Annotated in this window: 19 protein-coding genes; 7 read left to right on the top strand and 12 right to left on the bottom strand. The window is 60.6% G+C overall.

What is annotated here, in order from left to right; all coding sequences use genetic code 11:
* Positions 1 to 6 precede the first annotated feature (6 nt).
* Together AC3A5O_RS18585 and AC3A5O_RS18580 are read right to left on the bottom strand one after the other, a co-directional pair.
* A complete protein-coding gene (locus tag AC3A5O_RS18585; RefSeq protein ID WP_122569162.1) occupies positions 7 to 909 on the bottom strand; it encodes a glycine betaine ABC transporter substrate-binding protein in 903 nt (300 codons plus the stop codon).
* A gap of 26 nt (positions 910 to 935) precedes the next feature.
* Entirely contained in the window at positions 936 to 1,652 is a 717-nt protein-coding gene (locus AC3A5O_RS18580) for an ABC transporter permease (protein WP_305469707.1), read from the bottom strand.
* A gap of 334 nt (positions 1,653 to 1,986) precedes the next feature.
* Here AC3A5O_RS18580 and AC3A5O_RS18575 point away from each other — a divergent pair, with 334 nt between their 5' ends.
* Both AC3A5O_RS18575 and AC3A5O_RS18570 read left to right on the top strand, forming a co-directional pair.
* On the top strand, positions 1,987 to 3,570 hold the full coding sequence (locus tag AC3A5O_RS18575; protein ID WP_122569164.1) for a peptide chain release factor 3: 1,584 nt from the start codon (positions 1,987 to 1,989) through the stop codon (positions 3,568 to 3,570).
* Between the two features lie 881 nt (positions 3,571 to 4,451).
* Positions 4,452 to 4,691 (top strand): hypothetical protein, encoded by a 240-nt coding sequence (locus tag AC3A5O_RS18570; RefSeq protein WP_122569166.1) that lies wholly within the window; start codon positions 4,452 to 4,454, stop codon positions 4,689 to 4,691.
* 198 nt (positions 4,692 to 4,889) lie between these two features.
* Here AC3A5O_RS18570 and AC3A5O_RS18565 read toward each other — a convergent pair whose 3' ends face one another.
* The 9 genes from AC3A5O_RS18565 to AC3A5O_RS18525 form a co-directional block, all read right to left on the bottom strand.
* Positions 4,890 to 5,870: a peptide ABC transporter ATP-binding protein gene (locus AC3A5O_RS18565; RefSeq protein WP_122569168.1), complete on the bottom strand. Its 981-nt coding sequence runs from the start codon at positions 5,868 to 5,870 to the stop codon at positions 4,890 to 4,892.
* The gene (locus AC3A5O_RS18560; protein ID WP_487753534.1) at positions 5,870 to 6,838 is read right to left on the bottom strand and encodes an ABC transporter ATP-binding protein; all 969 of its coding nucleotides are present in this window, start codon (positions 6,836 to 6,838) and stop codon (positions 5,870 to 5,872) included. The genes AC3A5O_RS18565 and AC3A5O_RS18560 overlap by 1 nt, the downstream gene beginning before the upstream one ends.
* A gap of 10 nt (positions 6,839 to 6,848) precedes the next feature.
* On the bottom strand, positions 6,849 to 7,760 hold the full coding sequence (locus AC3A5O_RS18555) for an ABC transporter permease subunit (RefSeq protein ID WP_053118415.1): 912 nt from the start codon (positions 7,758 to 7,760) through the stop codon (positions 6,849 to 6,851).
* Positions 7,761 to 7,770: 10 nt separating this feature from the next.
* The gene (locus AC3A5O_RS18550; protein WP_014336601.1) at positions 7,771 to 8,781 is read right to left on the bottom strand and encodes an ABC transporter permease subunit; all 1,011 of its coding nucleotides are present in this window, start codon (positions 8,779 to 8,781) and stop codon (positions 7,771 to 7,773) included.
* Between the two features lie 74 nt (positions 8,782 to 8,855).
* Positions 8,856 to 10,451 (bottom strand): ABC transporter substrate-binding protein, encoded by a 1,596-nt coding sequence (locus AC3A5O_RS18545; protein ID WP_305469713.1) that lies wholly within the window; start codon positions 10,449 to 10,451, stop codon positions 8,856 to 8,858.
* Between the two features lie 75 nt (positions 10,452 to 10,526).
* Entirely contained in the window at positions 10,527 to 11,900 is a 1,374-nt protein-coding gene (locus AC3A5O_RS18540) for an OprD family porin (protein ID WP_305469716.1), read from the bottom strand.
* 172 nt (positions 11,901 to 12,072) lie between these two features.
* The gene (locus AC3A5O_RS18535; protein WP_487753533.1) at positions 12,073 to 13,674 is read right to left on the bottom strand and encodes an ABC transporter substrate-binding protein; all 1,602 of its coding nucleotides are present in this window, start codon (positions 13,672 to 13,674) and stop codon (positions 12,073 to 12,075) included.
* A 383-nt stretch (positions 13,675 to 14,057) separates the two neighbouring features.
* The gene (locus AC3A5O_RS18530) at positions 14,058 to 15,683 is read right to left on the bottom strand and encodes an ABC transporter substrate-binding protein (protein WP_122569173.1); all 1,626 of its coding nucleotides are present in this window, start codon (positions 15,681 to 15,683) and stop codon (positions 14,058 to 14,060) included.
* 255 nt (positions 15,684 to 15,938) lie between these two features.
* On the bottom strand, positions 15,939 to 17,540 hold the full coding sequence (locus AC3A5O_RS18525; protein WP_305469721.1) for an ABC transporter substrate-binding protein: 1,602 nt from the start codon (positions 17,538 to 17,540) through the stop codon (positions 15,939 to 15,941).
* Positions 17,541 to 18,949: 1,409 nt separating this feature from the next.
* Between AC3A5O_RS18525 and AC3A5O_RS18520 the strand changes: the two genes are divergently transcribed.
* Together AC3A5O_RS18520 and AC3A5O_RS18515 are read left to right on the top strand one after the other, a co-directional pair.
* On the top strand, positions 18,950 to 19,156 hold the full coding sequence (locus tag AC3A5O_RS18520) for a hypothetical protein (RefSeq protein WP_487753532.1): 207 nt from the start codon (positions 18,950 to 18,952) through the stop codon (positions 19,154 to 19,156).
* Positions 19,157 to 19,172: 16 nt separating this feature from the next.
* Entirely contained in the window at positions 19,173 to 19,331 is a 159-nt protein-coding gene (locus AC3A5O_RS18515; protein WP_487753531.1) for a DUF6124 family protein, read from the top strand.
* A 197-nt stretch (positions 19,332 to 19,528) separates the two neighbouring features.
* Here AC3A5O_RS18515 and AC3A5O_RS18510 read toward each other — a convergent pair whose 3' ends face one another.
* Complete coding sequence (locus AC3A5O_RS18510; RefSeq protein ID WP_487753530.1) at positions 19,529 to 20,245, bottom strand: SIMPL domain-containing protein; 717 nt, start codon at positions 20,243 to 20,245, stop codon at positions 19,529 to 19,531.
* 377 nt (positions 20,246 to 20,622) lie between these two features.
* Between AC3A5O_RS18510 and AC3A5O_RS18505 the strand changes: the two genes are divergently transcribed.
* From AC3A5O_RS18505 to AC3A5O_RS18495, 3 genes are all read left to right on the top strand, one after another.
* The gene (locus AC3A5O_RS18505; protein ID WP_092171480.1) at positions 20,623 to 21,882 is read left to right on the top strand and encodes an ATP-binding protein; all 1,260 of its coding nucleotides are present in this window, start codon (positions 20,623 to 20,625) and stop codon (positions 21,880 to 21,882) included.
* Positions 21,879 to 22,439 (top strand): response regulator transcription factor, encoded by a 561-nt coding sequence (locus AC3A5O_RS18500; RefSeq protein ID WP_003177957.1) that lies wholly within the window; start codon positions 21,879 to 21,881, stop codon positions 22,437 to 22,439. The genes AC3A5O_RS18505 and AC3A5O_RS18500 overlap by 4 nt, the downstream gene beginning before the upstream one ends.
* A gap of 92 nt (positions 22,440 to 22,531) precedes the next feature.
* Positions 22,532 to 24,259 (top strand): ABC transporter ATP-binding protein/permease, encoded by a 1,728-nt coding sequence (locus AC3A5O_RS18495; protein ID WP_122568897.1) that lies wholly within the window; start codon positions 22,532 to 22,534, stop codon positions 24,257 to 24,259.
* Positions 24,260 to 24,298 lie beyond the last annotated feature (39 nt).

Raw genomic sequence — 24,298 nt, 5'->3', positions numbered from 1 at the left:
TCCAGGTCATTGGGTTGAGAGCAGCGAATGTTGGCGCAGGAAATCGGCGGCAACGGCGGAGGGGCTTTCATGATCGACGTCCACGCGGGCGTTGAGCTGGCGCATGGTTGCGTCGTCGAACAGTTCGGTCAGGGGCTTGAGCTGCGCAGCCAGTTGTGGGTGCGCGTCGAGGAACACCTGGCGTACTACCGGCGCGGCGGTGTAATCGGGGAAGTAATGCTTGTCGTCTTCCAGCAACTTCAGTTTGAAGGCGTTGAGCCGGCCGTCGGTGGTGTAGACCAGGCCGGCGAACACCTGACTGTTGCGCAGGGCGGTGTAGACCAGGCCTGCGTCCATCTGCCGGATATTCTTGCGGGTGAGGTTCATGCCGTACTGCTCGACCATGCCCGCCAGGCCGTCGGAACGGTTGGCGAACTCGGTGTCCAGGGCCACCAGATGATTGTCATCGGCTTCGGCTTGCAACACCGTGTTCAATTGGCTGATGGTGTTGATTTGCGGATATTTCTGCGCAACCTTTTCCGGCAGGGCCAGGGCGAAGGTGTTGCTGAATTTCGACGGTGCGAGCCAGACCAGGCCTTTTTTGGCGTCGAGTTCTTTCACCCGGGCGTAGGACTGGGCGCTGTCGAGTTTTTCCGTGACATGGTTGTAGGACACCAGCGACACGCCGGTGTATTCCCACAGCATGTCCAATTGCCCGGTCTCATGGGCACTGCGGGCCAGGGTGCTGCCCAGGCCGCCGGTGATTTGCGCGTCATAACCTTTATCGCGCAGGTATTGCGCGGTGATTTCCGCCAGCAGCGTCTGTTCGGTGAACACTCGGGCGCCGAGGCGGATCAGCGGTTTTTCAGCCGCTTGGGCGAACCCTGCGAACAGCAGGACACAGCCCAATATCAAGCTCAACTTCTTCATAAACGATTTCCTTTATCCAGCCGGGCTTATGACGGTCGCAGACCGCGTTCCAGCCAGAGACGGCTGGCCAGTGTCACCAGGCCGTCGAGCAGCAGTGCCAAGAGGGCGGTGCAGGCCGCGCCGAGCAGCAGCTGCGGCTGGTTGTTCAAGGCGATGCCGGGGAAGATCAGGCTGCCGAGGCTGTTGGCGCCAATCAGGAACGCCAGGGGCGCGGTGCCGACGTTGATCGCCAGGGCTACGCGCACGCCGCCGACGATGATCGGCACGGCGTTGGGCAATTCGACTTTCCACAGCACCTGGCGCGGGGTCATGCCGATGCCGACGGCGGCTTCCTTGAGGGAGCCCTGTACATTCTTCAGGCCTTCATAGGTGTTGCGCACGATGGGCAGCAGCGAGGCGAGGAACAGGGCGAAGATGGCCGGCCCGCTGCCGATGCCCAGGATACCCAGGGCGATGGCCAGCACGGCCAGGGGCGGCACGGTATTGCCGATGTTGAACACTTGCATGAAGCGTTCGGCGCGCCCGACCAGGCCAGGGCGGCTGAGGGCGATGCCGGCGGGGATGCCGACAATCAGGGCCGCCAGCATGGAGGCCAGTACAAGCATCAGGTGCGCTTGCAGGTAAAACAACAGATCGTCGCGGTAATGTTGGATCGTATCGATGCCGATCCAGTGGACCAACAGGGCCAGGAGCGCGACGACGACCGCACCCCCGATAAGCCCTTTGCCATAGCGGATAGCCACAGGCGGACTCCTTTTTGTTTCAGTCGGCGCACGCAGTCCCGTGTGGCAGGCCATTGCTGGCTGTCGGGACAAGACGTTCGCGAGAAGCAGCTCTTTTCGATGCCGGTAAAACGGCAGATAAATCGAGCCATGAGCGCAGCCTCGTCAGGCTAACTTGCTGATTTTTCAGACCCTGACGAATAGCCGTAACAGGGTGGTGGACGCCTCCACGCGGCGAAAGGTTCCCATGCTGGGCAATATCTGGCCACCCTTGATGTGCTCAACGGTTCGGTTCCTGGTTCAAGTTGAGCTATAATCGCCGCCCTTTTTTGAATCACCTGCCAGGCGATTTCCCATGACCAAACAGGCCGCCGAAGTCGCGAAACGCCGCACTTTCGCCATTATTTCCCACCCCGATGCCGGTAAGACCACCATCACCGAAAAGCTCTTGCTGATGGGCAAGGCGATTGCGGTCGCTGGCACGGTGAAATCTCGCAAGTCCGACCGCCATGCCACCTCCGACTGGATGGAAATGGAAAAACAACGGGGTATTTCCATTACCACGTCGGTCATGCAATTCCCGTATCGCGATCACATGATCAACCTGCTCGACACCCCGGGCCACGAAGACTTCTCCGAAGACACCTACCGCACCCTGACCGCGGTGGACTCGGCCTTGATGGTCCTCGACGGCGGTAAAGGCGTCGAGCCACGGACCATCGCGCTGATGGATGTCTGCCGTCTGCGGGACACGCCGATCGTCAGCTTCATCAACAAACTCGACCGCGACATCCGTGACCCGATCGAACTGCTCGACGAGATCGAAGCGGTCCTGAAGATCAAGGCGGCGCCGATCACCTGGCCGATCGGTTGCTACCGCGACTTCAAGGGCGTGTACCACCTGGCCGACGACTACATCATCGTCTACACCGCCGGTCACGGGCACGAGCGCACCGAAGTCAAGATCATCGAGAAGCTCGACTCCGACGAGGCCCGCGCGCATCTGGGCGACGAGTACGATCGTTTTGTCGAGCAACTGGAACTGGTACAGGGCGCCTGCCACGAGTTCAACCAACAGGAATTCCTCGACGGCCAACTGACCCCGGTGTTCTTCGGGACCGCCTTGGGCAACTTCGGTGTCGACCATGTGCTCGACGCCGTGGTCGATTGGGCCCCGCGCCCACTGCCACGTGTCGCCAACGAGCGCACCGTGGAACCGGTGGAAGAGAAGTTCGCAGGCTTCGTGTTCAAGATCCAGGCGAACATGGACCCCAAGCACCGCGACCGCATCGCCTTCATGCGCATCTGCTCCGGCAAATACGAAAAAGGCATGAAGATGCGCCACGTGCGCACCGGCAAGGACGTGCGCATCGGCGACGCCTTGACCTTCTTCTCCTCGGAACGCGAACAACTGGAAGAAGCCTTCGCCGGTGACATCATCGGCCTGCACAACCACGGCACCATCCAGATCGGCGACACCTTCACCGAAGGCGAAGCCTTGGGCTTCACTGGTATCCCGCACTTCGCCCCGGAACTGTTCCGCCGCGTCCGCCTGAAGGACCCGCTCAAGTCCAAGCAACTGCGCCAGGGCCTCCAGCAACTGGCCGAAGAGGGCGCCACCCAGGTGTTCTTCCCGGAGCGCAGCAACGACATCATCCTCGGTGCCGTCGGTGTGCTGCAGTTCGACGTCGTCGCCAGCCGTTTGAAAGAGGAATACAAGGTTGAGTGCTCTTATGAGCCGATCACCGTGTATTCCGCCCGTTGGGTCGAATGCGGCGACAAGAAAAAGCTCGAGGAATTTTCCAACAAGGCCGTGGAAAACCTCGCGCTGGATGGCGGCGGTCACCTGACCTACCTGGCGCCCACCCGGGTCAACCTGGCGCTGATGGAAGAGCGCTGGCCGGATGTGAAATTCCGCGCGACGCGTGAGCATCACTAAACGCTGAGCTGCAAATCAAAACCCCCGTTGCGAAAACAGCGGGGGTTTTTTATGGCTTGTCCCGTGCCCTGAACATAAATAACTCACTGTGGGAGCGAGCTTGCTCGCGATAGCGGTGGGTCAGATTGCCTGGATGTTGGATGTGCCACCGCCATCGCGAGCAAGCTCGCTCCCACACTGGATCTTCGGCGGGCAAAAAATTTGTGTTTGGCACAGATCCCTCTGTGGGAGCAAAGCTTGCTCGCGATAGCGGCGGGTCAGCTTGCCTGGATGTTGGATGTGCCACCGCCATCGCGGGCAAGCCCGCTCCCACATTGGATCTTCAGCGGGCAAAAAATTTGTGTCCGGCACAGATCCCCTGGGGGAGCGAGCTTGCTCGCGATAGCGGTGGGTCAGCTTGCCTGGATGTTGGATGTGCCACCGCCATCGCGGGCAAGCCCGCTCCCACACTGGATCTTCAGTGGGCAAGAAATTTGTGTTTGGCACAGATTCCCTGTGGGAGCGAGCTTGCTCGCGATAGCGGCGGGTCAGCTTGCCTGGATGTTGGATGTGCCACCGCCATCGCGAGCAAGCTCGCTCCCACACTGGATCTTCAGTGGGCAAGAAACTTGTGTTTGGCACAGATATCTCTGTGGGAGCAAAGCTTGCTCGCGATAGCGGGGAGCGTTGAATGTACTGGTGCCATCGCGGGCAAGCCTTGCTCCCACACGGACTCCAGGCGTTAGTAGATTTGGAGATAATACTTATTCGAAACCAATCTGTCGGGCAGGGGCATTTCTGGTGGTTCGACAGCGTCTTATCTGGTGAACCGGCCTGTTCAGAACTAGATTTTCTTGAGCGCCGTCAGGCCCCGGCTTTATCCGGAAAAGAAGGAATTGGCTATGAATAAGCTGCTACGCATGATGTTTTTGCTGAAGGTGTTGGTGATGCTGTCCCTGGGGTCTACGGCTGTGTGGGCGGAATGCGATGAGCATGAGAAGCACGCGGCGAGCGGACAGGTGGCCCAGGGTGAGTTGATGCTGGCCGCGACTGAAGAACAGCAGCCTGGCGATCAAGACAATGACGACTCGACGATTGATGATGATCCCGATGCCGACGATGAAGGTGATAGCCAGACTTAGATTTCAGGTAAAAGAAAACCCCTTCCGCCTGATCGATGCTTGATCGGGCTGAAGGGGTTTTTTTTCATCTTCGTTGCATGACTCGTGGCGAGGGAGCTTGCTCCCGCTGGACTGCGCAGCAGGCCCAAAAAAGAGGGTCCGCTGCGCTGCCCAGCGGGAGCAAGCTCCCTCGCCACGGTTTATCGCAAGTGCCGGCTGTTACGCCGCGCCTTCGAGGAATTGCTCCGCGTAGTGACACGCCACCTGCCGGTTATCGAGCAAGCGCAATGCCGGTTCTTCGGTTTTGCAGCGCTCGGTGGCGTACGGGCAGCGCTTGTGGAAGGCGCAGCCGGACGGTGGGTTGAGCGGGTTGGGCAGTTCGCCGACGATTTTGATCTTCGGCTTGTTCGGGTCCGGGTGGATGGTCGGGGTGGCCGACAGCAGCGCCTGGGTGTACGGGTGCAGCGGGCGGCTGTAGATGGACTCGTTGGGGCCCATTTCCACCGGGCGGCCGAGGTACATCACCATCACGTCGTCGGCCACATGCTGCACCACCGCCAGGTTGTGGGAGATGAACACGTAGGCGGTGTTGAATTCCTGCTGCAAGTCCATGAACAGGTTCAGCACCTGAGCCTGGATCGACACGTCCAGCGCGGAGGTCGGTTCGTCCGCCACCAGCACCTTGGGTTGCAGCATCATGGCGCGGGCCAGGGCGATGCGTTGGCGCTGGCCGCCGGAGAACATGTGCGGGTAGCGCTGGTAATGCTCGGGGCGCAAGCCCACCTGCTTCATCATCGCCTGGACTTTTTCCCGCCGCTCGGTGGCCGACAGATTGGTGTTGATCAGCAACGGCTCGGCCAGTTGATCACCGATTTTCTGCCGCGGATTAAGGGACGCATAGGGGCTCTGGAACACCATCTGCACGTCTTTGCGCAATTGCTTGCGTTCGGCCTTGTTGGCGCCGGCCACTTCCTGGCCGGCGATTTTCAAGGAGCCGGCGGACGGTTCTTCGATCAGCGTCAGGGCCCGGGCGAGGGTGGATTTGCCGCAACCGGATTCACCGACCACGGCCAGGGTCTTGCCGGCTTCGAGTTCGAACGACACACCGTTGAGGGCGCGCACGGTCGCATGGCCCTTGAACATGCCACGGGACACTTCGTAATGACGGGTCAGGTCACGGGCGGTAAGTACGACGGCCATCACGCCACCTCCTGGTTCAACGGGTAGAAGCAGCGGGCGAGGCTGTTGGATTTCGGATCGAGGGCCGGGCGTTGTTGACGGCAGTTGTCCTGCACGTACGGGCAGCGCGGCGACAGCAGGCAGCCTTGCGGACGGTCATAGCGACCGGGGACGATGCCGGGCAAGGTCGCCAGGCGTTCGGCGCCCATGCTGTGTTCTGGAATCGCCGCCAGCAGCGCTTCGCTGTAGGGGTGGGCCGGAATGTCGAACAGCTGCGGCACCTGGCCCACTTCCACGGCTTGGCCGGCGTACATCACGCACACGCGCTGGGCGGTTTCAGCCACCACGGCCAAATCGTGGGTGATCAGCACCAGGCCCATGTTTTGCTCTTTTTGCAGGGCCAGCAGCAGGTCCATGATCTGCGCCTGGATGGTCACGTCGAGGGCGGTGGTCGGTTCGTCGGCGATCAGCAGCTTTGGCTCGCCGGCAATCGCCATGGCAATCGCCACGCGCTGGCTCATGCCGCCGGACAGTTGATGCGGGTAGGCGTCCATGCGGCTGGAGGCGCCGGGGATCTCGACCTTTTCCAGCAGCTCGATGGCGCGCTTTCGGGCGGCCTTGCCGGACATCTTCAGGTGCAGGCGCAGCACTTCTTCGATCTGGAAGCCCACGGTGTAGCTGGGGTTGAGCGCGGTCATCGGATCCTGGAACACCATCGCCAGGTCCTTGCCGACGATCTGCCGGCGCTGGCGGTTGCTCAGCTTGAGCATGTTCTTGCCGTCGAAGTTCAGCGCATCGGCGGTGACGATGCCGGGATGCTCGATCAGGCCCATCAGCGCCATCATGGTCACGGATTTACCCGACCCCGATTCGCCGACGATCGCCAGGACTTCGCCTTTTTCCACGCTCAGGTCCAGGCCGTCGACCACCGGCACGGCGGTGGCGTCGCCGAAGCGGACATTGAGATTCTTGATTTCTAGCAGTGACATGGGAATCTCCTCAGGCGGCATTCTTGAGTTTCGGGTCCAGCGCATCGCGCAGCCCGTCGCCCATCAGGTTGATTGCCAGCACGCTGAGCAAAATGGTCAAGCCAGGCAGGCTCACGACCCACCAGGCGCGTTCGATGTAGTCGCGGGCCGAGGCCAGCATGGTGCCCCACTCTGGGGTGGGCGGCTGCACGCCAAGGCCGAGGAAGCCCAGGGCGGCGGCGTCGAGGATGGCCGAGGAAAAGCTCAGGGTCGCCTGGACGATCAGCGGTGCCATGCAGTTGGGCAGCACGGTGATGAACATCAGGCGCGGCAGGCCGGCACCGGCCAGGCGCGCGGCAGTCACGTAGTCGCGGTTCAGTTCGCCCATCACGGCGGCGCGGGTCAGGCGCACGTAGGACGGCAGCGACACGATGGCGATGGCGATCACGGTGTTGATCAGACCTGGGCCGAGGATGGCGACGATCGCCACGGCCAGCAGCAGCGAAGGCAGGGCGAGCATGATGTCCATCAAACGCATGATGGTTGGGCCGAGCAAGCGCGGGAAGAAGCCGGCGAACAGCCCCAGCAGGATGCCAGGGATCAGCGACATCACCACCGACGACAGACCGATCAGCAGCGACAGCCGCGAACCCTGGATCAGGCGCGACAGCAAGTCGCGGCCCAGTTCGTCGGTGCCCAGCAGGAACTGGATCTGCCCGCCTTCAAGCCAGGCCGGCGGCGTCAGCAGGAAGTCGCGGTATTGCTCGCTCGGGTCATGGGGCGCGACCCACGGCGCGAAGATCGCGCAGAACACGATCAGGATCATGAACAGCAGCCCGGCCACGGCGCCCTTGTTGCGGGAAAACGCCTGCCAGAATTCTTTGTACGGGGACGGGTACAGCAGGCTTTGATCGACTGCTACCGCGGTAGTTGGAGTACTCATGGTTTTGATCTCAGCGCTGGTGACGGATGCGTGGGTTGGCAAAGCCGTAGAGGATGTCCACGACGAAGTTGACCAGAATCACCAGGCAGGCGATTAACAGGATGCCGTTCTGCACCACAGGGTAGTCCCGGGCGCCGATGGCTTCGATCAGCCACTTGCCGATGCCCGGCCAGGAGAAGATCGTTTCGGTCAGGACCGCACCGGCCAGCAGCGTGCCGACTTGCAGGCCGACCACGGTCAGTACCGGGATCAGTGCGTTGCGCAGGCCATGCACGAACACCACGCGCGACGGCGACAGGCCCTTGGCGCGGGCGGTACGGATGTAGTCTTCACGCAGCACTTCGAGCATCGAGGAGCGGGTCATGCGGGCGATGACCGCCAGCGGAATGGTGCCCAGCACGATGGCCGGCAGGATCAGGTGATGCAGCGCATCGAGGAACGCGCCCGGCTCGTCGGCCAGCAGCGTGTCGATCAGCATGAAGCCGGTTTTTGGTTCGATGTCGTAGAGCAGGTCGATCCGTCCCGACACCGGCGTCCAGCCCAGGGACACCGAGAAGAACATGATCAGGATCAGGCCCCACCAGAAGATCGGCATCGAATACCCCGCCAGGGAGATGCCCATCACCCCATGGTCGAACAGGGATCCTCGCTTGAGTGCCGCGATCACCCCGGCCAAAAGGCCCAGGATACCGGCGAACAACAGGGCGGCCATGGACAGTTCCAGGGTCGCGGGAAACAGTGAGCTGAACTCGGTCCATACGCTTTCACGGGTACGCAGCGATTCGCCGAGATCGCCGTGGGCCAGTTTGCCGATGTAGTCCAGGTACTGGGCATACAGCGGTTTATTGAGGCCAAGGCGTTCCATTGCCTGTGCATGCATTTCGGGATCGACCCGACGTTCGCCCATCATCACTTCCACGGGGTCGCCGGGGATCATGCGAATCAACGCGAAGGTCAGCAAGGTGATGCCGAAGAACGTGGGGATCAGTAATCCCAGTCGGCGGGCAATAAAACTAAACATCTTCAGGTGTACCTCATCAGCCGGTTAGGCGTGCCCGGTAGCCCTCGGATAAGGGATACCGGGCGTTTTCTTATCTACTTCACCTGGGTGGTGGCGAAGTTGTTGGTGGTGAGCGGGCTGATCACATAGCCCTCTACGTTGTTGCGCATTGCAGTGAACATCCGGGTGTGGGCCATGCTGATCCACGGTTGGTCCTGGTTGAAAATCACCTGGGCCTGTTCATAGAGCTTGGCGCGCTCCTCGGGGTTCACTGTGGCGCGTGCCTGGTCGAGCAGCGCCTGGAATTTCTCGTTGCACCAGCGCGCGTAGTTTTCGCCGTTCTTGGCCGCCTCGCAACTGAGCATAGGCGTCAGGAAGTTATCCGGGTCGCCGTTATCACCCGCCCATCCGGCGGACACCATATCGTGTTCGCCGTTTTTCGCGCGCTTGAGCATTTCGCCCCATTCCATCACGCGGATGTCGACTTTGATCCCGACCTTCGCCAGGTCCGCCTGCATCATCTGCGCGCCGAGCATCGGGTTGGGGTTGGTCGGGCCGCCGCCGTTGCGGGTGAACAGGGTGAACACGGTGCCTTCCGGCACGCCGGCTTCCTTGAGCAACTGGCGGGCTTTGTCCAGGTCGCGGGTCGGGTTCTTCAGGTCGTGGTTAAAACCCAGCAGGGTTGGCGGGTACGGGTTGACCGCCACGGTGGCGTTGCCTTTGCCGAATAGCGCGTTGACGTAGGCTTCCTTGTCGAAGGCCAGGTCGATGGCTTTGCGCACCCGCACATCGCTCATGTATTTGTGACTGGTGTTCAGGGCGGTATAGGAGACAGTCATCGCGTCCAGTTCAGTGACCTTCAGGTTCGGGTCTTTCTTGATGCTGGGGATGTCATCGGGTTTGGGGTACAGCGCGATCTGGCACTCGTTGGTCTTGAGTTTCTGCATGCGCACGTTGTTGTCGGTGGCGATGGCCAATACCAGGGCATCGGCCGGCGGCTTGCCACGGAAGTAGTCCGGGTTGGCCTTGAAGCGCACCTGGGCATCTTTGTTGTAGCGCTGGAAGACGAACGGCCCGGTGCCGACCGGCTTGCTGTTGAGGTCGCCAGCCTTGCCTGCCTTGAGCAACTGGTCGGCGTATTCGGCCGGGTAGATCGAGGAGAAGGCCATGGCGATGTCGGCCAGGAACGGCGCTTCGCGGCGGGTCAGGCTGAACTTGACCGTGTGCTCGTCGACTTTCTCGACGCTTTTGAGCAGTTCCTTGAAGCCCATGCTTTCAAAGTAGGGGAAGCCCACGCTCGACAGTTTGTGCCACGGGTGGTTCGGGTCCAGCTGGCGCTGGAAGCTCCAGACCACGTCGTCGGCGTTCATGTCGCGGGTCGGCTTGAAGTATTCGGTGGTGTGGAACTTGACGCCCTTGCGCAGGTGGAAGGTATAGGTCAGGCCATCGTCACTGATGTCCCAGGATTCGGCCAGGGCCGGAATCACCTCGGTGGTGCCGGGCTTGAAGTCGGCCAGGCGATTGAAAATGGTTTCCGCCACGGCATCGGCGGTGACTGCAGTCGTGTACTGGACCATGTCGAAGCCTTCCGGGCTGGCTTCTGTGCAAACCACCAGGGGTTTGGCCGTGGCGCCAACGGCGACGCTCAGCAGCGCGGCGGCGATGGCGGCGCGTAGGGGAATCATGTTCATCGTCAATCCTCTGCAATCGGGTCAATGGCAAAAGACCGGGCGGGCGACCTTGTGAGTCGACCGCCCGGTGGCAGTTTAGAGAATGTTGAACGGGATGGTGGTGACCAGGCGGAACTCGTTGATGCTGCCATCGAGTTGATTGCGGCTGGAGCGGTGTTCTGTGTAGGTGGCACGAATTGCGGTGGCCTTCAGAGGGCCGCTTTGTACGGCATAGGACGCGCCGACGCCGGTTTCATAGTGGTTTTCGTCGTTCAGGCCGCGTACGTCATAGGCGGTGCCAGTGTAGTGGGTGCCGTCGATGCCCCAGCCGCGAGCGCGGTAGACGTTGAACTTCAGGCCTGGCACGCCGTATTCGGCCATGTTGATGCCGTAGGCGATCTGGAAGGATTTCTCGTTCGGGCCGTTGAAGTCCGACAGCAGGGAGTTGGCCAGGTAGATGCCGTTGGTTTCGTGCAGGTAGTCGAAGTATTCGTTACCGTTCACGGCCTGGTAAGAGAACGTCAAGCTGTGAGCCTGGTGGGTCAGGCCCAGCGACAGAGAGTAGGTATCGTTGTCGATTTCACCCATCTCTTTTTTGCCTTCATCCACGGTCTTGTAGTAGTTCAGACCGGTCGTCAGCGCCAGCACCGATGCGTCGCCCAATTCGTGGGTGGCGCCGAAGTAGTACTGATTCCAGAAATCTTCGACCTTGGATGCGTACAGGCTGGTCTTCAGGCTCTTGAGCGGCTGATAGTTCAGGCCGACGACGCTGACCTTATCGGTTTCAGCATTGTTGTTGGTGTATTCGGAGCGGAATTTCGACAGGCTCTGTTCGGTCCGTGGCGATACGCGGTCAAACACGCCGGCGTCGAACGACAGGTTGCTGAACTCTTCGCTGTGCAGGCTTACACCTTCGAAGCTCGAAGGCAGCGCACGGTTACCGATGACGTCGACGATCGGGGTGCTGAAGTTCTGGCGACCGGCGGTCAGCGTGGTATTGGAAACCCGCGCCTTGACGTTGGCCAGGCCCAGCTTGCTCCATTGGTCCACGGCGTCGCCGTTGTTCTCGGCCAGCGTACGGTTACCGCCGTTGGCGATATCCTTGCGGCTGCGGTCCAGGACCACGGCGTTGTAGGCAGCGACTTCGGTACTGAAGCCTACGGTGCCTTGGGTAAAGCCCGAGGTGTAGTTGAGGATGGTGCCCTGAACCCAGTTGATACGACGATCGGTGGGACGCGTCTCGCCGTGTTTCTGATAACTGAAATTGCCCCGCTTCAGCAGCTCATTGGCGTACCAGTTACGCGTGGTGCCTGACAGGCTTTGGCCATCGAGGAAACCCTTGGCTTCGGATTGAGCGCTGGTGCTCGCCAGTTCGGTCGGAACGAAGTCCTGGCTCTGGGATTCTGCAAACGCTGTTGCGGTGATACTGCTGATGGCCAGGGCCAATATCGCGGTGCTGCTCAGTTTCATGGGTAACGCTCCTTTTCTTTCTTTATTAATGCCGGTCTTTAGGTGATACGGCTATTGGTTTTTGCAACTCATTCACAGCTGGCAAACGTTTGCATGACGCCTGATCGGCGAATTAAGGCAAGACGGCTGCCTGAGGGCTTCCAAAGGAAACCCTCGCTGCGTGGCTATACGGTTATGGGTTCAGGCTGACGCCCGAGAACACGTTGCGACCGAAGGGGCTGACTTTGAACCCTTCGACTTTGGCACTCAGCGGCTGGTTGACCGTCGAGTGGGCAACAGGGGTGATCGGCACTTGCTGCTTGAGCAACTGCTGGGCCTGTTTGTAGAGCACGGTGCGCTGGTCGCGGTCGGTGACGACCTTGGCCTGCTTGATCAGCTTGTCGTAGTCCTGGTCACACCACATGGAGTAGTTGTTGCCACCAATGGCATCACAGCTGTACAGCGTGCCCAGCCAGTTGTCCGGGTCCCCGTTGTCACCGGTCCAACCGATCAGGCTGATGTCGTGCTCGCCGTTCTTGGTGCGCTTGATGTATTCGCCCCATTCGTAGCTTACGATCTTCACTTTCAGGCCGATCTTCGCCCAGTCGGCCTGGAGCATCTCGGCCATCAGCTTGGCGTTAGGGTTGTACGGACGTTGCACGGGCATGGCCCAGAGGGTGATTTCGGTGCCTTCCTTGACCCCGGCGGCCTTGAGCAACTCCTTGGCTTTTTCCGGGTTGTAGGGCACGTCCTTGATGGTGTCGTCGTAGGACCACTGCGTCGGTGGCATGGCGTTGACCGCCAGTTGCCCCGCGCCCTGGTACACGGCATTGAGAATGCCTTGCTTGTTCACCGCCATGTCCAGCGCCCGGCGTACTTCGACCTGGTCGAACGGCTTGTGGCGGGTGTTATAGGCGATGTAGCCCAGGTTGAAGCCGGGCTTCTCGATCAGTTGCAGCTTGGGGTCGTTCTTCAAGGCCGGCACGTCGGCGGGACGCGGATGCAGGGTGATCTGGCACTCGTTGGCCTTGAGCTTCTGTACCCGCACCGAGGCATCGGTGTTGATGGAGAAGATCAGGTTGTTCAACTTGACCCGTTCCGGCGCCCAGTATTGCTGGTTGGCAACGTAGCGGATGTTGGAGTCTTTCTGGTAGCTCTTGAACTCGAACGGCCCGGTGCCGATCGGCTTCTGGTTGATGTCGCTCGGCTTGCCGCCCTTGAGCAACTGGTCGGCGTATTCGGCCGAGAGGATCGCGGCGAAACTCATGGCGATGTTCTGGATGAACGCGGCGTCCACGCTGTTGAGGGTCATGACCACGGTCAACGGCCCCGTCGCTTCCACCTTGGCGATGTTCTTGTTCAGGCTCATGCCGTTGAAATAGGGGAACTCAGTGGGGTAGGCCTTGCGGAACGGATGCTGCGGATCAAGCATGCGGTTGAAGGTGAACAACACATCGTCGGCGTTGAAATCCCGGGTCGGCTTGAAGTAGTCGGTGGTGTGAAATTTCACCCCTTCGCGCAGGTGGAAGGTGTACTTCAAGCCGTCTTCGGAAATGTCCCAACTGGTGGCCAGGCCCGGGACGACGTTGGTCGCGCCTTTTTCGAACTCGGCCAGGCGGTTGTACAGCGGTTCGGCGGCATCGTTGTCGGTGGCCGTGGTGTATTGCGCGGTGTCGAAACCGGCGGGGCTGCCTTCGGAACAGAACACCAGGCTGCCGCCGGCGGCTTGGGCTGCGGATGTGGCGGCCAGCAGGCCGGTGCCCAGCAATGCGGATAAAACCAAGGTATGGCGCATGACGCTCCCTCTCTCGTTCGGGGTGTTTTAACAGTGAACCGGTGTTCTTCCGGGGACAGGTCCGGAGCACTGAGCTCATTCCATTGCGTAGCGATGCCGCAGGGCTGGCAAGTCGTCCAAGTGCCGACGGTATGAGCCGTAGGCCGGGCGGTAAATGCGTAATGCCTGAAAGACTTGTGGGAAAAGGCGATACGTCCCAAACCAACTGCTGTGGTACGCAGTGCTTTTGGATGTAGGCGTTTTCCTTGGTCTTGGCTTAAAGCAACGGCATGCCGTGGGAGCGAGCCCTGCTCGCGATGGCGTTGTTGGTACACCGCCATCGCGCTCAAAAGAGGGGCTGCTACGCAGCCCAGCGGGAGCAAGCTCCCTCGCCACAGGTCACCTTATTTGCTGACGCTGACGCCGTAGAAGGAGTTCAAGCCAAATGGGCTGATCTTGAAGTCCTGCACGTTGGCGCGCATGGGTTGATACACCGTCGAGTGAGCGATAGGTGTCATTGGCACGGCATCCTTGAGGACGTGTTGTGCCTGTTTGTACAGTTCGGTGCGTTTGGACTGGTCGGTGGTGCGCTTGGCTTCCTTGACCAGGCCATCGAATTTCTTGTCGCACCATTTGGAGAAGTTGTTGCCGGCCAGCGAGTCGCAGCCGAACAGCACGTTGAGCCAGTTGTCCGGGTCACCGTTGTCACCGCTCCAGCCGATGATCATCGCCTGGTTCTCGCCGCCTTTGGAACGCTTGATGTACTCGCCCCATTCGTAGCTGACGATGTTGACGTTCAGGCCGATCTTCTTCCAGTCGGACTGCAGCATTTCAGCCATCAGCTTGGCGTTCGGGTTGTACGGACGCTGGACCGGCATCGCCCACAGGGTGATGTTGGTGCCTTCCTTGACGCCGGCTTCCTTGAGCAGCTCCTTGGCTTTCTCAGGGTCGTACTTGGCGTCCTTGATGGTGGTGTCGTAGGACCATTGGGTCGGCGGCATGGCGTTGACGGCCAGTTGGCCGGCGCCCTGGTAGACCGAGTCGATGATCTGCGGCTTGTTGACCGCCATGTCCAGTGCCTGGCGGACCTTCAGGTCGGCCAGCACGTTCGGCTCGTTGCTGCCCTTGATCTTGTCCATCACGTTATAAGCGATGTAGCCCAGGTTGAAACCCGCCTGGTCAGGCATCTTCAGTGCCTTGTCTTCCTTCAGGGCCTTGAGGTCGGCCGGGCGTGGGAAGAGGGTAATCTGGCATTCGTTTTTCTTGAGCTTTTGCATGCGCACCGACGGGTCGGTGGTGATGGCGAAGATCAGGTTGTCGATCTTCACGTCGTCAGGCTTCCAGTAGTCCTTGTTCCCGGTGTAGCGGATGTTGGAGTCTTTCTGGTAGCTCTTGAACACGAACGGGCCGGTGCCGACCGGCTTCTGGTTGATGTCGGAGGCCTTGCCTTCCTTGAGCAACTGGGCGGCGTATTCGGCGGACTGGATCGAGGCGAAGCTCATGGCCATGTTCTGGATGAACGCAGCGTCGACATCCTTGAGGGTGAACTTGACGGTGTGGTCGTCGACTTTATCGATCTTGGTGATGTTGGTGTCCATCCCCATGTCGGTGAAGTACGGGAATTCGGTCGGGTAGGCCTTACGGAACGGGTCGTCCTTGTTGATCATCCGATTGAAGGTGAACAACACATCGTCGGCGTTGAATTCGCGGGTCGGCTTGAAGTACGGGGTGGTGTGGAACTTGACGCCTTCACGCAGGTGAAAGGTATAAGTCAGGCCGTCTTCGGAAATATCCCATTTGGTCGCCAGGCCAGGAATCACGGCGGTGCCGCCACGCTCGAACTGGGTCAGGCGGTTGAACATGGTCTCTGCAGAGGCGTCGAAGTCGGTTCCGGTGGTGTACTGACCAGGGTCAAAACCGGCCGGGCTTCCTTCGGAGCAGAACACCAGGTTAGTCGCGGCTTGGGCGAAAGGTGCGCTGGCTAATAAGCTTGCGCCGACTAAAAACGGAATGACCGCTTGTTTAAGCATGTTGGCCTCATGATTTGTTGTCATTTTTGGATTTGAGGGCGACCTCGTGAGTCGTCCTGCGGATACTTATGCAGGCCCCATACCCAATGCAAGATCCAGAGCGGTCACAAGTCCGAAACAGTGGCACGAACGTACCTTAATGTCGCATCTGTGTAACTTTCGGCGCATTTGATCGTTTGCGCGTGTTTTTTCGGGGCAAATAGCGCCCTTTCCCGGTGCGCTATGTGGTTGTAACGCACCGGAAATGGGCGGGTGTTACTTCTTCAAACCCACGCCGTAGAAGGGTGTGAGGCCGAATGGGCTGAGTTTGAAGTCCACCACTTGTCTGTTTATCGGCTGAAATACCGTGGAGTTGGCGATCGGGGTGATCGGCACCTGTTGCTTGAGGATTTTCTGCGCTTGTTGGTACAAATCGATCCGTTTCTGGCGGTCTGTCGAGACTTTGGCCTGCTGGATCAAGCGGTCATACGCCGGGTCGCACCACTTGGCGTAGTTGCTGCCCTTGACCGCCGCGCAGCTGTACAGCACCCCCAGCCAGTTGTCGGGGTCGCCGTTGTCACCGGTCCAGCCGTAAATCATTGCATCATGCTCGCCATTTTTTGCACGCTTGATGTACTCGCCCCATTCATAACTGACGATGTTGGCCTTGATCCCGATCTTGGCCCAATCCTGCTGGATCATCTGCGCAGACATTCGCGCATTGGGGTTGGAGGCGCGCTGCACCGTCATCGCCCATAAATTGATGGTTGTACCGGGCGCAACCCCGGCCTCCTTCAGTAGCGCCTTGGCCTTGGTCACGTCGTGGGGCGCGTCCTGGATGCTCGGGTCGAACGACCACTGGGCCGGTGGCAGGGCGTTCTGCGCCAGTTGCCCGGCGCTCTGGTACACAGCCTTGATGATCGCCGGCTTGTCGATGGCCATGTCCAGCGCCTGGCGGACCTTGAGCTGGTCCAGGGGCGGGTGGGTGACGTTGTAGGCGAGGAAGCCCAGGTTGAAACCGGGCTGCTTGAGCACTTGCAGGTTCGGATCCTGTTCGATCACTTCGATGTCGGCCGGGCGTGGGTAGCCACTGACCTGGCATTCGCCGCGCTTGAGCTTTTGCAGGCGCACGGCGGCGTCCGGGGTGATGGAGAAAATCAGGTTGTCGAGCTTCACGTCCTCGGGTTTCCAGTACGCGGTGTTGGCGGCGTAGCGGATCTGCGAGTCCTTCTGGTAGCGCTTGAACACGAACGGCCCGGTGCCGACGGGTTTCTGGTTGAGGTCGCCGGCCTGGCCTTCCTTCAACAACTGCGCTGCGTATTCGGCGGACTGCACGGAGGCGAAACTCATCGCCAGGTTTTGCACGAAGGCGGCATCGACGTTGTTCAGGTTGAAACGCACGGTGTGCTCGTCGACTTTCTCGACGCTCTTGATCGTGGTGTTAAGGCCCATGTCGGTGAAGTACGGCGATTCGGTGGGGTAGGCCTGGCGGAACGGGTGTTGTGGGTCGAGCAGGCGCTGGAAGGTGAACAGCACGTCGTCGGCGTTGAAATCGCGGGAGGGGGTGAAGTAGTCGGTGGTGTGGAACTTCACGCCGTCGCGCAGGTGGAAGGTGTAGGCCAGGCCGTCGGGCGACACGTCCCAGCTCGTGGCTAATCCAGGTTCGACCTCGGTGCCGCCGCGTTTGAATTGGGTGAGGCGGTTGAAGACGGTTTCGGCCGAGGCGTCGAAGTCGGTGCCGCTGGTGTATTGGCTGGGGTCGAATCCGGCGGGGCTGGCTTCGGAGCAGTAGACCAGGGTGGTGGCGGCCTGGGCCATTGGGGCGCTGCTGATCAGGGCTAGGGTGAGTAGAAGTGGTTTGAAGGTGGTTCTGTCCATGAAATCCCTTGGGGGTGGCGACGGTTTTCAGGAGAGTAGCGTTGTGGGTGGGGGTGTTGGAAATATCGAAAAGTGAGGGGGACTGTTGGGTTTGGGCATAGTGCTTTGGACGAGGCGGCCTTATAGCCGGCCTGTTTCTTCCGGGTGTACACCTGTCAGGTTTGTGGGAGCAAAGCTTGCTTGCGAGGCAGCCTTATAGCCGACCTGTTTCCTCCGGGTGTACACCTGTCAGGTTTGTGGGAGCAAAGCTTGCTCGCGAGGCAGCCTTGCAGCCGACCTGTTTCCTCCGGGTGTACACCTGTCAGGTTTGTGGGAGCAAAGCTTGCTCGCGAGGCAGCCTTGCAGCCGACCTGTTTCCTCCGGGTGTACACCTGTCAGGTTTGTGGGAGCAAAGCTTGCTCGCGATGGCGGCCTGACAGCCGGCCAGAATGTTGTTGGCTGAGTACATATCCATTGCTGCGGTAACGGCTACTTAGGGTTCCGCCCTTACGGCGGGTCACTTTCGAAAAGCGCGAAAGTAACCAAAGCGCTTTTGCCCCACCACTCGGTGCCTCGCTTAGGCTCGGCATGCCCTCACTCCGGCATTGCTCCGTGGGCCCGCCGCGAAGGACCATCCATGGTCCAGCGCGGCTATCCCGGCATCCATGCCGGGATGCCCACTCCACAATGCCTGCGTTCGGCCATCGTGGTTAACGGGGCGCCGAGATCAACGTCCACCCCACCACGAGGCGGCCTGATAGCCGACCTGGTTCTTGGTGGGATCGCGTTTACCCTGTGGGAGCGGGCTTGCTCGCGAAGGCGGCCTAACAGCCGACCTGTTTCTCCGGCCATACCCTGATCCATTTGTGGGAGCGAGCTTGCTCGCGATGGCGGCCTGAGGGCCAACCTCGAATTGCTGGCCGACCACAAAATCGTGGCGAGGGAGCTTGCTCCCGCTGGGGCGCGAAGCGGCCCTAAAAACAGCGACTCCATTCATCTGACATGCCGAGGTGTCAGGTTTGGGGCTGCTGCGCAGCCCAGCGGGAGCAAGCTCCCTCGCCACGGGTTTTGCAGCGGCCTGAGAAGTGTGATGAGTCATTCATTTGTGTCGGAAGGATCACCGGCCCCGAAACGAAACATCCCACAGCTTTTTAGGGTTGTCCCTCGGAAGTGGGCTCTCTAACCTTTGAACGTCGCTGCCTAATCAGCGACCGGGTGTGGAAACCTGAACCTTTAGCAGTGGCATGGCTGAACATCGTGTTGCCGACGTCTGGTTTCGTCTGCAAACTGCGTCTTGGCGGCTGTGCGTGGGCAGACTTCGGTCTGGCCGGGTCCTGCTAACCGGTATTTCCACCCCACGTACCGCTGCCACCTATTGTCGCGTGGAAACGACACAGGGATGGCTCCAACTTTAAGCAGGAGAATTGAATATGGATAAGTCAGTCCCCGATCCACCCTTCAACAAAACCAACCCTCTTTCCGGCTTCGATTCCACCGAAGACCTACTCAAAGACCGCGCCGCCGCCGAGGGCGCCCTCAATCACTACCTCAACCCAAAGCCTTCAGAGCAAGCACCGATCAGCGCATCGACAGCCTGTTTTCCGTCACCGCCAAAGCCGACGCCGACACGCTATTGACCAGCACCTCCGAAACTTGGCCTCAATCAAAGCCATGGCCGAGGACCTGGCCTTTGAAGTGGAGGGTACGCGGCGCAGTGTGGCGCTGGGGATTCATCAGTTGGTGGAGTTGTGCCAGTTGCTGGTGGACAAGGCGCTGGATCAGCTTGAGGCACCGGCCAGCCCTGTACCGTGATCCCCCGTGGCGAGGGAGCTTGCTCCCGCTGGGCGCGAAGCGGCCCCAACAGCAGCGACTGCATCCATCTGATACACCGAGATGTCAGGTTCGGGTCTGCTGCGCAACCCAGCGGGAGCAAGCTCCCTCGCCACGGGAGTGTTGTCGCTCGGCTTCGGTGGTTGAGTCAGTGAAACTGGCTGAACCACCGCCGATCATTACTGCATCAACACCTCAACCACCCCATCCGCCGTCATCGTCACCTGGCTGGTGCCAGGTACGACTTCGGGTGTGACCGACTCGGCATCCATCGACGCCGCTTTCATCATCATCTGCGGGCGCATGTACGGTTGTGGATAACCATTGGTGTTGAAGTTCAGGTTGACGATTTTGTAGCCCTTGCCGCCCAAGGCTTCGGTGGCGAGTTGGGCGCGGGCCTTGAAGGCGTTGACGGCGTCTTTGAGCAGGGCGTCTTCGCTGCTCTGGCGGGTGGCGGTGGCGATGGCGAAGTCCATGCCGCCCATTTTCAGGTCGCCCAGCAGTTCGCCGGTGAGTTTGGACAGGGCGGCGAAGTCGGCGCTTTCCAGGCGCAGTTCGGCGCGTTCGCGCCAGCCGGTGATTTTCTGGCCTTTGTTGTCGTAGATCGGGTAGCTGCTGCGGCTGCCCTGGCGCAGGGTGATGTCCTTGACCTCTTTGACCTGGCCGATGGCTTTGTTCAGCGTAGTGCTGACGGTCGCGGCGAGTTTGGCCGGGTCGGTGTTTTGCTCCTCCGTGTAGAGGGTGACGATCATCAGGTCACGGGCCACGTCCTTGTTGACTTCGGCGCGCAGGGAAATCTGGTTGTAGTGAAGCTCGTCGGCGGCCAGGGCCGGCAGGCTGGCGACGGTGCCGAGGCTGAGGGCGAGCAGGGCGGCGGGGCGACTGAACGTGTGCATGAAAGCTCCTTGGGATGAGGCGCAGGGGTAAGGTCCGGGCCTGCGTGAAGGATAAGACTCTAGCTTTTATGGGCGGGTTCGCACAGTTACAACTTCTATACAGATTGCGGGTGAGAGGCTTTTTGTGGCGAGGGGATTTAGCGAAACGTCGCCCCGCCCCGCTGTGGGAGCAAAGCTTGCTCGCGAAACAGGCACCTCCATCTATGAAAGATCGCAGCGCCTTCATCGCGGGCAAGCCTTGCTCCCACAGTATCCCCTCGCCACAAGGTCATGCAGCGAGGCTGGAAGCTGTGGCGCTTTGCCGCATATCTGCCGCGGCAACCCGCGCCTTGGTTATACTCCGTGCGATTCGCCTGGAGCGCTCATCAGGAGAGCTCATGCTCGCCCCTTTGCAAATGACTTCCGCCTCTCGCCAGAACCTCTGGCGCCTGACATTCATCCGTATCCTGGTCCTCGCGGCCCAGGCCGGTTCCGTGGGGCTTGCCTATTGGTTCGACCTGCTGCCACTGCCCTGGCTGCAACTGGCGATCACCCTGGTCTGTTCCAGCGTGCTCTGCGCGCTGACGGCGATTCGCCTGCGTGCCTCGTGGCCGGTGACCGAGCTGGAATATGCGGTGCAGCTGGCCGGGGACTTGTTTATCCACAGCGCGCTGCTGTATTTCTCCGGCGGTTCCACCAACCCCTTCGTCTCCTATTACCTGGTGCCGCTGACCATCGCCGCCGTGACCTTGCCCTGGCGGTATTCGCTGATCCTGTCCGGCATCGCCCTGGCGCTGTACACCTTGCTGCTGGCGCGCTTCTACCCACTGGAAACCTTCCCCATCGCTCGGGAAAACCTGCAGATCTATGGGATGTGGCTGAGCTTCGCCCTGGCCGCGGCGGTCATCACGTTTTTTGCCGCGCGCATGGCCGAGGAGCTGCGCCGCCAGGAAGAGCTGCGGGCGATCCGTCGTGAAGAAGGCCTGCGGGACGAGCAATTGCTGGCCGTAGCGACCCAGGCCGCTGGCGCCGCCCATGAACTGGGCACACCGCTGGCGACCATGAGCGTGCTGCTCAAGGAAATGCGCCAGGACCATCACGACCCGGCGCTGCAGGACGATCTCAGCGTGCTCCAGGACCAGGTCAAGCTCTGCAAGGAAACCCTGCAATACCTGGTGCGCGCCGCCGAGGCCAATCGCCGGCTGGACATCGACATGCAGGCGGTCACCTTCTGGCTCGACGATGCCCTGAACCGCTGGCACCTGATGCGCCCGGAAGCCAGTTATCGCTTCCAGTGCCTGGGCAAGGGCGTGGTGCCGCGCATGGCGCCGCCGCCGGACCTGACCCAGGCCCTGTTGAACCTGCTGAACAATGCCGCCGATGCCTGTCCCGACAACCTGGAAGTGGCGTTGGACTGGAACGCCTATGAACTGACCATCTGCATTCGCGACCACGGCGCCGGTGTGCCCCTGGCGATTGCCGAGCAGATCGGCAAGCCGTTCTATACCACCAAAGGCAAAGGTTTCGGCCTGGGCCTGTTCTTGAGCAAAGCCAGCGTGACACGCGCCGGCGGCTCGGTGAAACTCTACCCCCATGAGGAAGGCGGCACGCTCACCGAGCTGCGCCTGCCCCATGCCGACCGAGGAGACGAAACATGAGTGACGAGATCCAAGTCGACGGCGAAGAACTGCCGCACCTGTTGCTGGTGGATGACGACGCCACCTTCACCCGCGTCATGGCCCGGGCCATGTCCCGCCGCGGCTTTCGCGTGAGTACCGCAGGTTCCGCCGAGGAAGGCCTGACCATCGCCCAGGCCGACCTGCCGGACTATGCCGCCCTGGACCTGAAAATGGACGGCGATTCGGGCCTGGTGCTGTTGCCCAAATTGCTGGAGCTGGACCCGGAGATGCGCGTGGTGATCCTCACCGGTTATTCGAGCATCGCCACCGCGGTCGAGGCCATCAAGCGCGGTGCCTGCAATTACCTGTGCAAACCGGCGGATGCCGATGACGTACTGGCGGCGCTGTTGTCCGAGCACGCCGACCTCGACACCCTGGTGCCGGAAAACCCCATGTCGGTGGATCGCTTGCAATGGGAACACATCCAGCGGGTGCTGACCGAGCACGAAGGCAATATCTCCGCCACCGCCCGCGCCCTGGGCATGCACCGGCGGACCTTGCAGCGCAAATTGCAGAAACGTCCCGTGCGTCGCTGAACCTGCGCTGAACGAATGCTGTCCACCCTCGCGACACATCGGGCCGTTGTTCTATGATCGGCCCGAGTCTTTTCTTTATTTGAGCCTTAACCATGAATCAGAACGCTGAATATTCCGCGGTCAATGACGCGGTGCGCGGGCAGTTTTTCCGCCGTGTCTGGCAAATGACCACGCCGTACTGGCGCAGTGAGGAGAAGGGCAAGGCCTGGACGTTGTTGATCGCTGTCATCGCGTTGTCGCTGTTCAGCGTGGCAATTTCGGTGTGGATCAACAGTTGGTACAAGGATTTCTACAACGCCCTGCAAGAGAAGGACAGCGCGGCGTTCTGGCAGTTGATCCTGTATTTCTGCGGCATCGCCGCGGTGGCGATTCTCGGCGCCGTCTATCGCTTGTACCTCACCCAGATGCTCACCATTCGTTGGCGGGCCTGGCTCACCGAGCAGCACTTCGCCCGCTGGCTGGGCAACAAGAATTACTACCGACTGGAGCAGGGCGGCTACACCGATAACCCGGACCAGCGGATTTCCGAAGACCTTAACAGTTTCACCACCAACACCTTGGGCCTGGGGCTGGGATTGCTGCGCACCGTCGTCAGCCTGGTGTCGTTCTCGATCATTTTGTGGGGCGTGTCCGGCAGCATCGAGGTGTTCGGCTACACCATCCCCGGCTACATGTTCTGGTGCGCCCTGGTGTATGCGGCAGTGGGCAGTTGGTTGACGCATCTGATCGGCCGACGCCTGATCGGGCTGAACAACAACCAGCAACGCTTCGAAGCCGACCTGCGTTTCTCCATGGTGCGGGTGCGTGAAAACGCCGAGAGCATTGCGCTGTACAACGGCGAACCGAACGAGAACCGCCGCCTGAGCGGGCGTTTCGGTCTGGTCTGGCATAACTTCTGGGACATCATGCGGGTGTCCAAGCGCCTGACGTTCTTCACCTCCGGCTACGGCCAGATCGCGATCATCTTCCCGTTCATCGTTGCCGCGCCGCGCTACTTCGCCGGCAAGATCCAACTGGGCGAGCTGATGCAGATCAACTCGGCCTTCGGCAATGTGCAGGAAAATTTCAGTTGGTTCATCAGTGCCTATGCCGACCTCGCCGCTTGGCGCGCCACCTGTGATCGTCTGCTGAGCTTCCGCCAGGCCATGAGCGACAACGAAGACCGCGTGCCGGCCATCGATGTGCAGAACCAGGGCAGCGCGTTGGCGGTTCATAACCTCGGGTTGGATCTGGCCGACGGTCGTCATCTGCTCGACAACGCCGATATGAGCGTGGCGCCGGGCGAGCGGGTCATGCTCAGCGGTCGTTCCGGCAGTGGTAAATCCACTCTGTTTCGCGCGATGGGGCATTTGTGGCCTGCGGGGCACGGGACGATCCGGCTTCCGGCGGCGCGTTACCTGTTCCTGCCGCAGAAGCCCTATCTGCCCATTGGCAGCCTGCGGGAGGTGTTGAGTTATCCACAGGCTGGCGACGTGTACCCCAACGAACGTTATGCACAGGTGCTGGAAACCTGCCGCCTGCCGCACCTGATTGCGCGGCTGGATGAAAGCAACCACTGGCAGCGCATGCTCTCGCCTGGCGAGCAACAACGCCTGGCCTTTGCCCGTGCATTGCTTTATGCACCGCAATGGTTGTACATGGACGAAGCTACGTCGGCGATGGACGAAGAAGACGAGGCGACGCTGTACCAGGCGCTGATCGACCAGTTGCCGGGCTTGAGCATCGTCAGCGTCGGCCACCGAAGCAGTTTGAAACGGTTCCATCCGCGACATGTACGTATCGAAAATGGCCAACTGGTGGAGCGCACCGTAACCGCCTGACCACCCCCAAACCTGTGGGAGCGGGCTTGCTCGCGATAG

The sequence above is a fragment of the Pseudomonas sp. Soil_N_39 genome, from assembly GCF_057655955.1.
This window is presented reverse-complemented; position numbering and strand designations above follow the sequence as displayed.

Excerpts from the sequence above, each read along its gene's own strand:
- AC3A5O_RS18555 (WP_053118415.1), bottom strand. The coding sequence starts at position 7,760 with ATGAGTACTCCAACTACCGCGGTAGCAGTCGATCAAAGCCTGCTGTAC.
- AC3A5O_RS18575 (WP_122569164.1), top strand. The coding sequence starts at position 1,987 with ATGACCAAACAGGCCGCCGAAGTCGCGAAACGCCGCACTTTCGCCATT.
- AC3A5O_RS18530 (WP_122569173.1), bottom strand. The coding sequence starts at position 15,683 with ATGCTTAAACAAGCGGTCATTCCGTTTTTAGTCGGCGCAAGCTTATTA.
- AC3A5O_RS18550 (WP_014336601.1), bottom strand. The coding sequence starts at position 8,781 with ATGTTTAGTTTTATTGCCCGCCGACTGGGATTACTGATCCCCACGTTC.
- AC3A5O_RS18535 (WP_487753533.1), bottom strand. The coding sequence starts at position 13,674 with ATGCGCCATACCTTGGTTTTATCCGCATTGCTGGGCACCGGCCTGCTG.
- AC3A5O_RS18510 (WP_487753530.1), bottom strand. The coding sequence starts at position 20,245 with ATGCACACGTTCAGTCGCCCCGCCGCCCTGCTCGCCCTCAGCCTCGGC.
- AC3A5O_RS18540 (WP_305469716.1), bottom strand. The coding sequence starts at position 11,900 with ATGAAACTGAGCAGCACCGCGATATTGGCCCTGGCCATCAGCAGTATC.
- AC3A5O_RS18565 (WP_122569168.1), bottom strand. The coding sequence starts at position 5,870 with ATGGCCGTCGTACTTACCGCCCGTGACCTGACCCGTCATTACGAAGTG.
- AC3A5O_RS18495 (WP_122568897.1), top strand. The coding sequence starts at position 22,532 with ATGAATCAGAACGCTGAATATTCCGCGGTCAATGACGCGGTGCGCGGG.
- AC3A5O_RS18585 (WP_122569162.1), bottom strand. The coding sequence starts at position 909 with ATGAAGAAGTTGAGCTTGATATTGGGCTGTGTCCTGCTGTTCGCAGGG.
- AC3A5O_RS18560 (WP_487753534.1), bottom strand. The coding sequence starts at position 6,838 with ATGTCACTGCTAGAAATCAAGAATCTCAATGTCCGCTTCGGCGACGCC.
- AC3A5O_RS18525 (WP_305469721.1), bottom strand. The coding sequence starts at position 17,540 with ATGGACAGAACCACCTTCAAACCACTTCTACTCACCCTAGCCCTGATC.
- AC3A5O_RS18505 (WP_092171480.1), top strand. The coding sequence starts at position 20,623 with ATGCTCGCCCCTTTGCAAATGACTTCCGCCTCTCGCCAGAACCTCTGG.
- AC3A5O_RS18545 (WP_305469713.1), bottom strand. The coding sequence starts at position 10,451 with ATGAACATGATTCCCCTACGCGCCGCCATCGCCGCCGCGCTGCTGAGC.
- AC3A5O_RS18570 (WP_122569166.1), top strand. The coding sequence starts at position 4,452 with ATGAATAAGCTGCTACGCATGATGTTTTTGCTGAAGGTGTTGGTGATG.
- AC3A5O_RS18500 (WP_003177957.1), top strand. The coding sequence starts at position 21,879 with ATGAGTGACGAGATCCAAGTCGACGGCGAAGAACTGCCGCACCTGTTG.
- AC3A5O_RS18520 (WP_487753532.1), top strand. The coding sequence starts at position 18,950 with ATGGATAAGTCAGTCCCCGATCCACCCTTCAACAAAACCAACCCTCTT.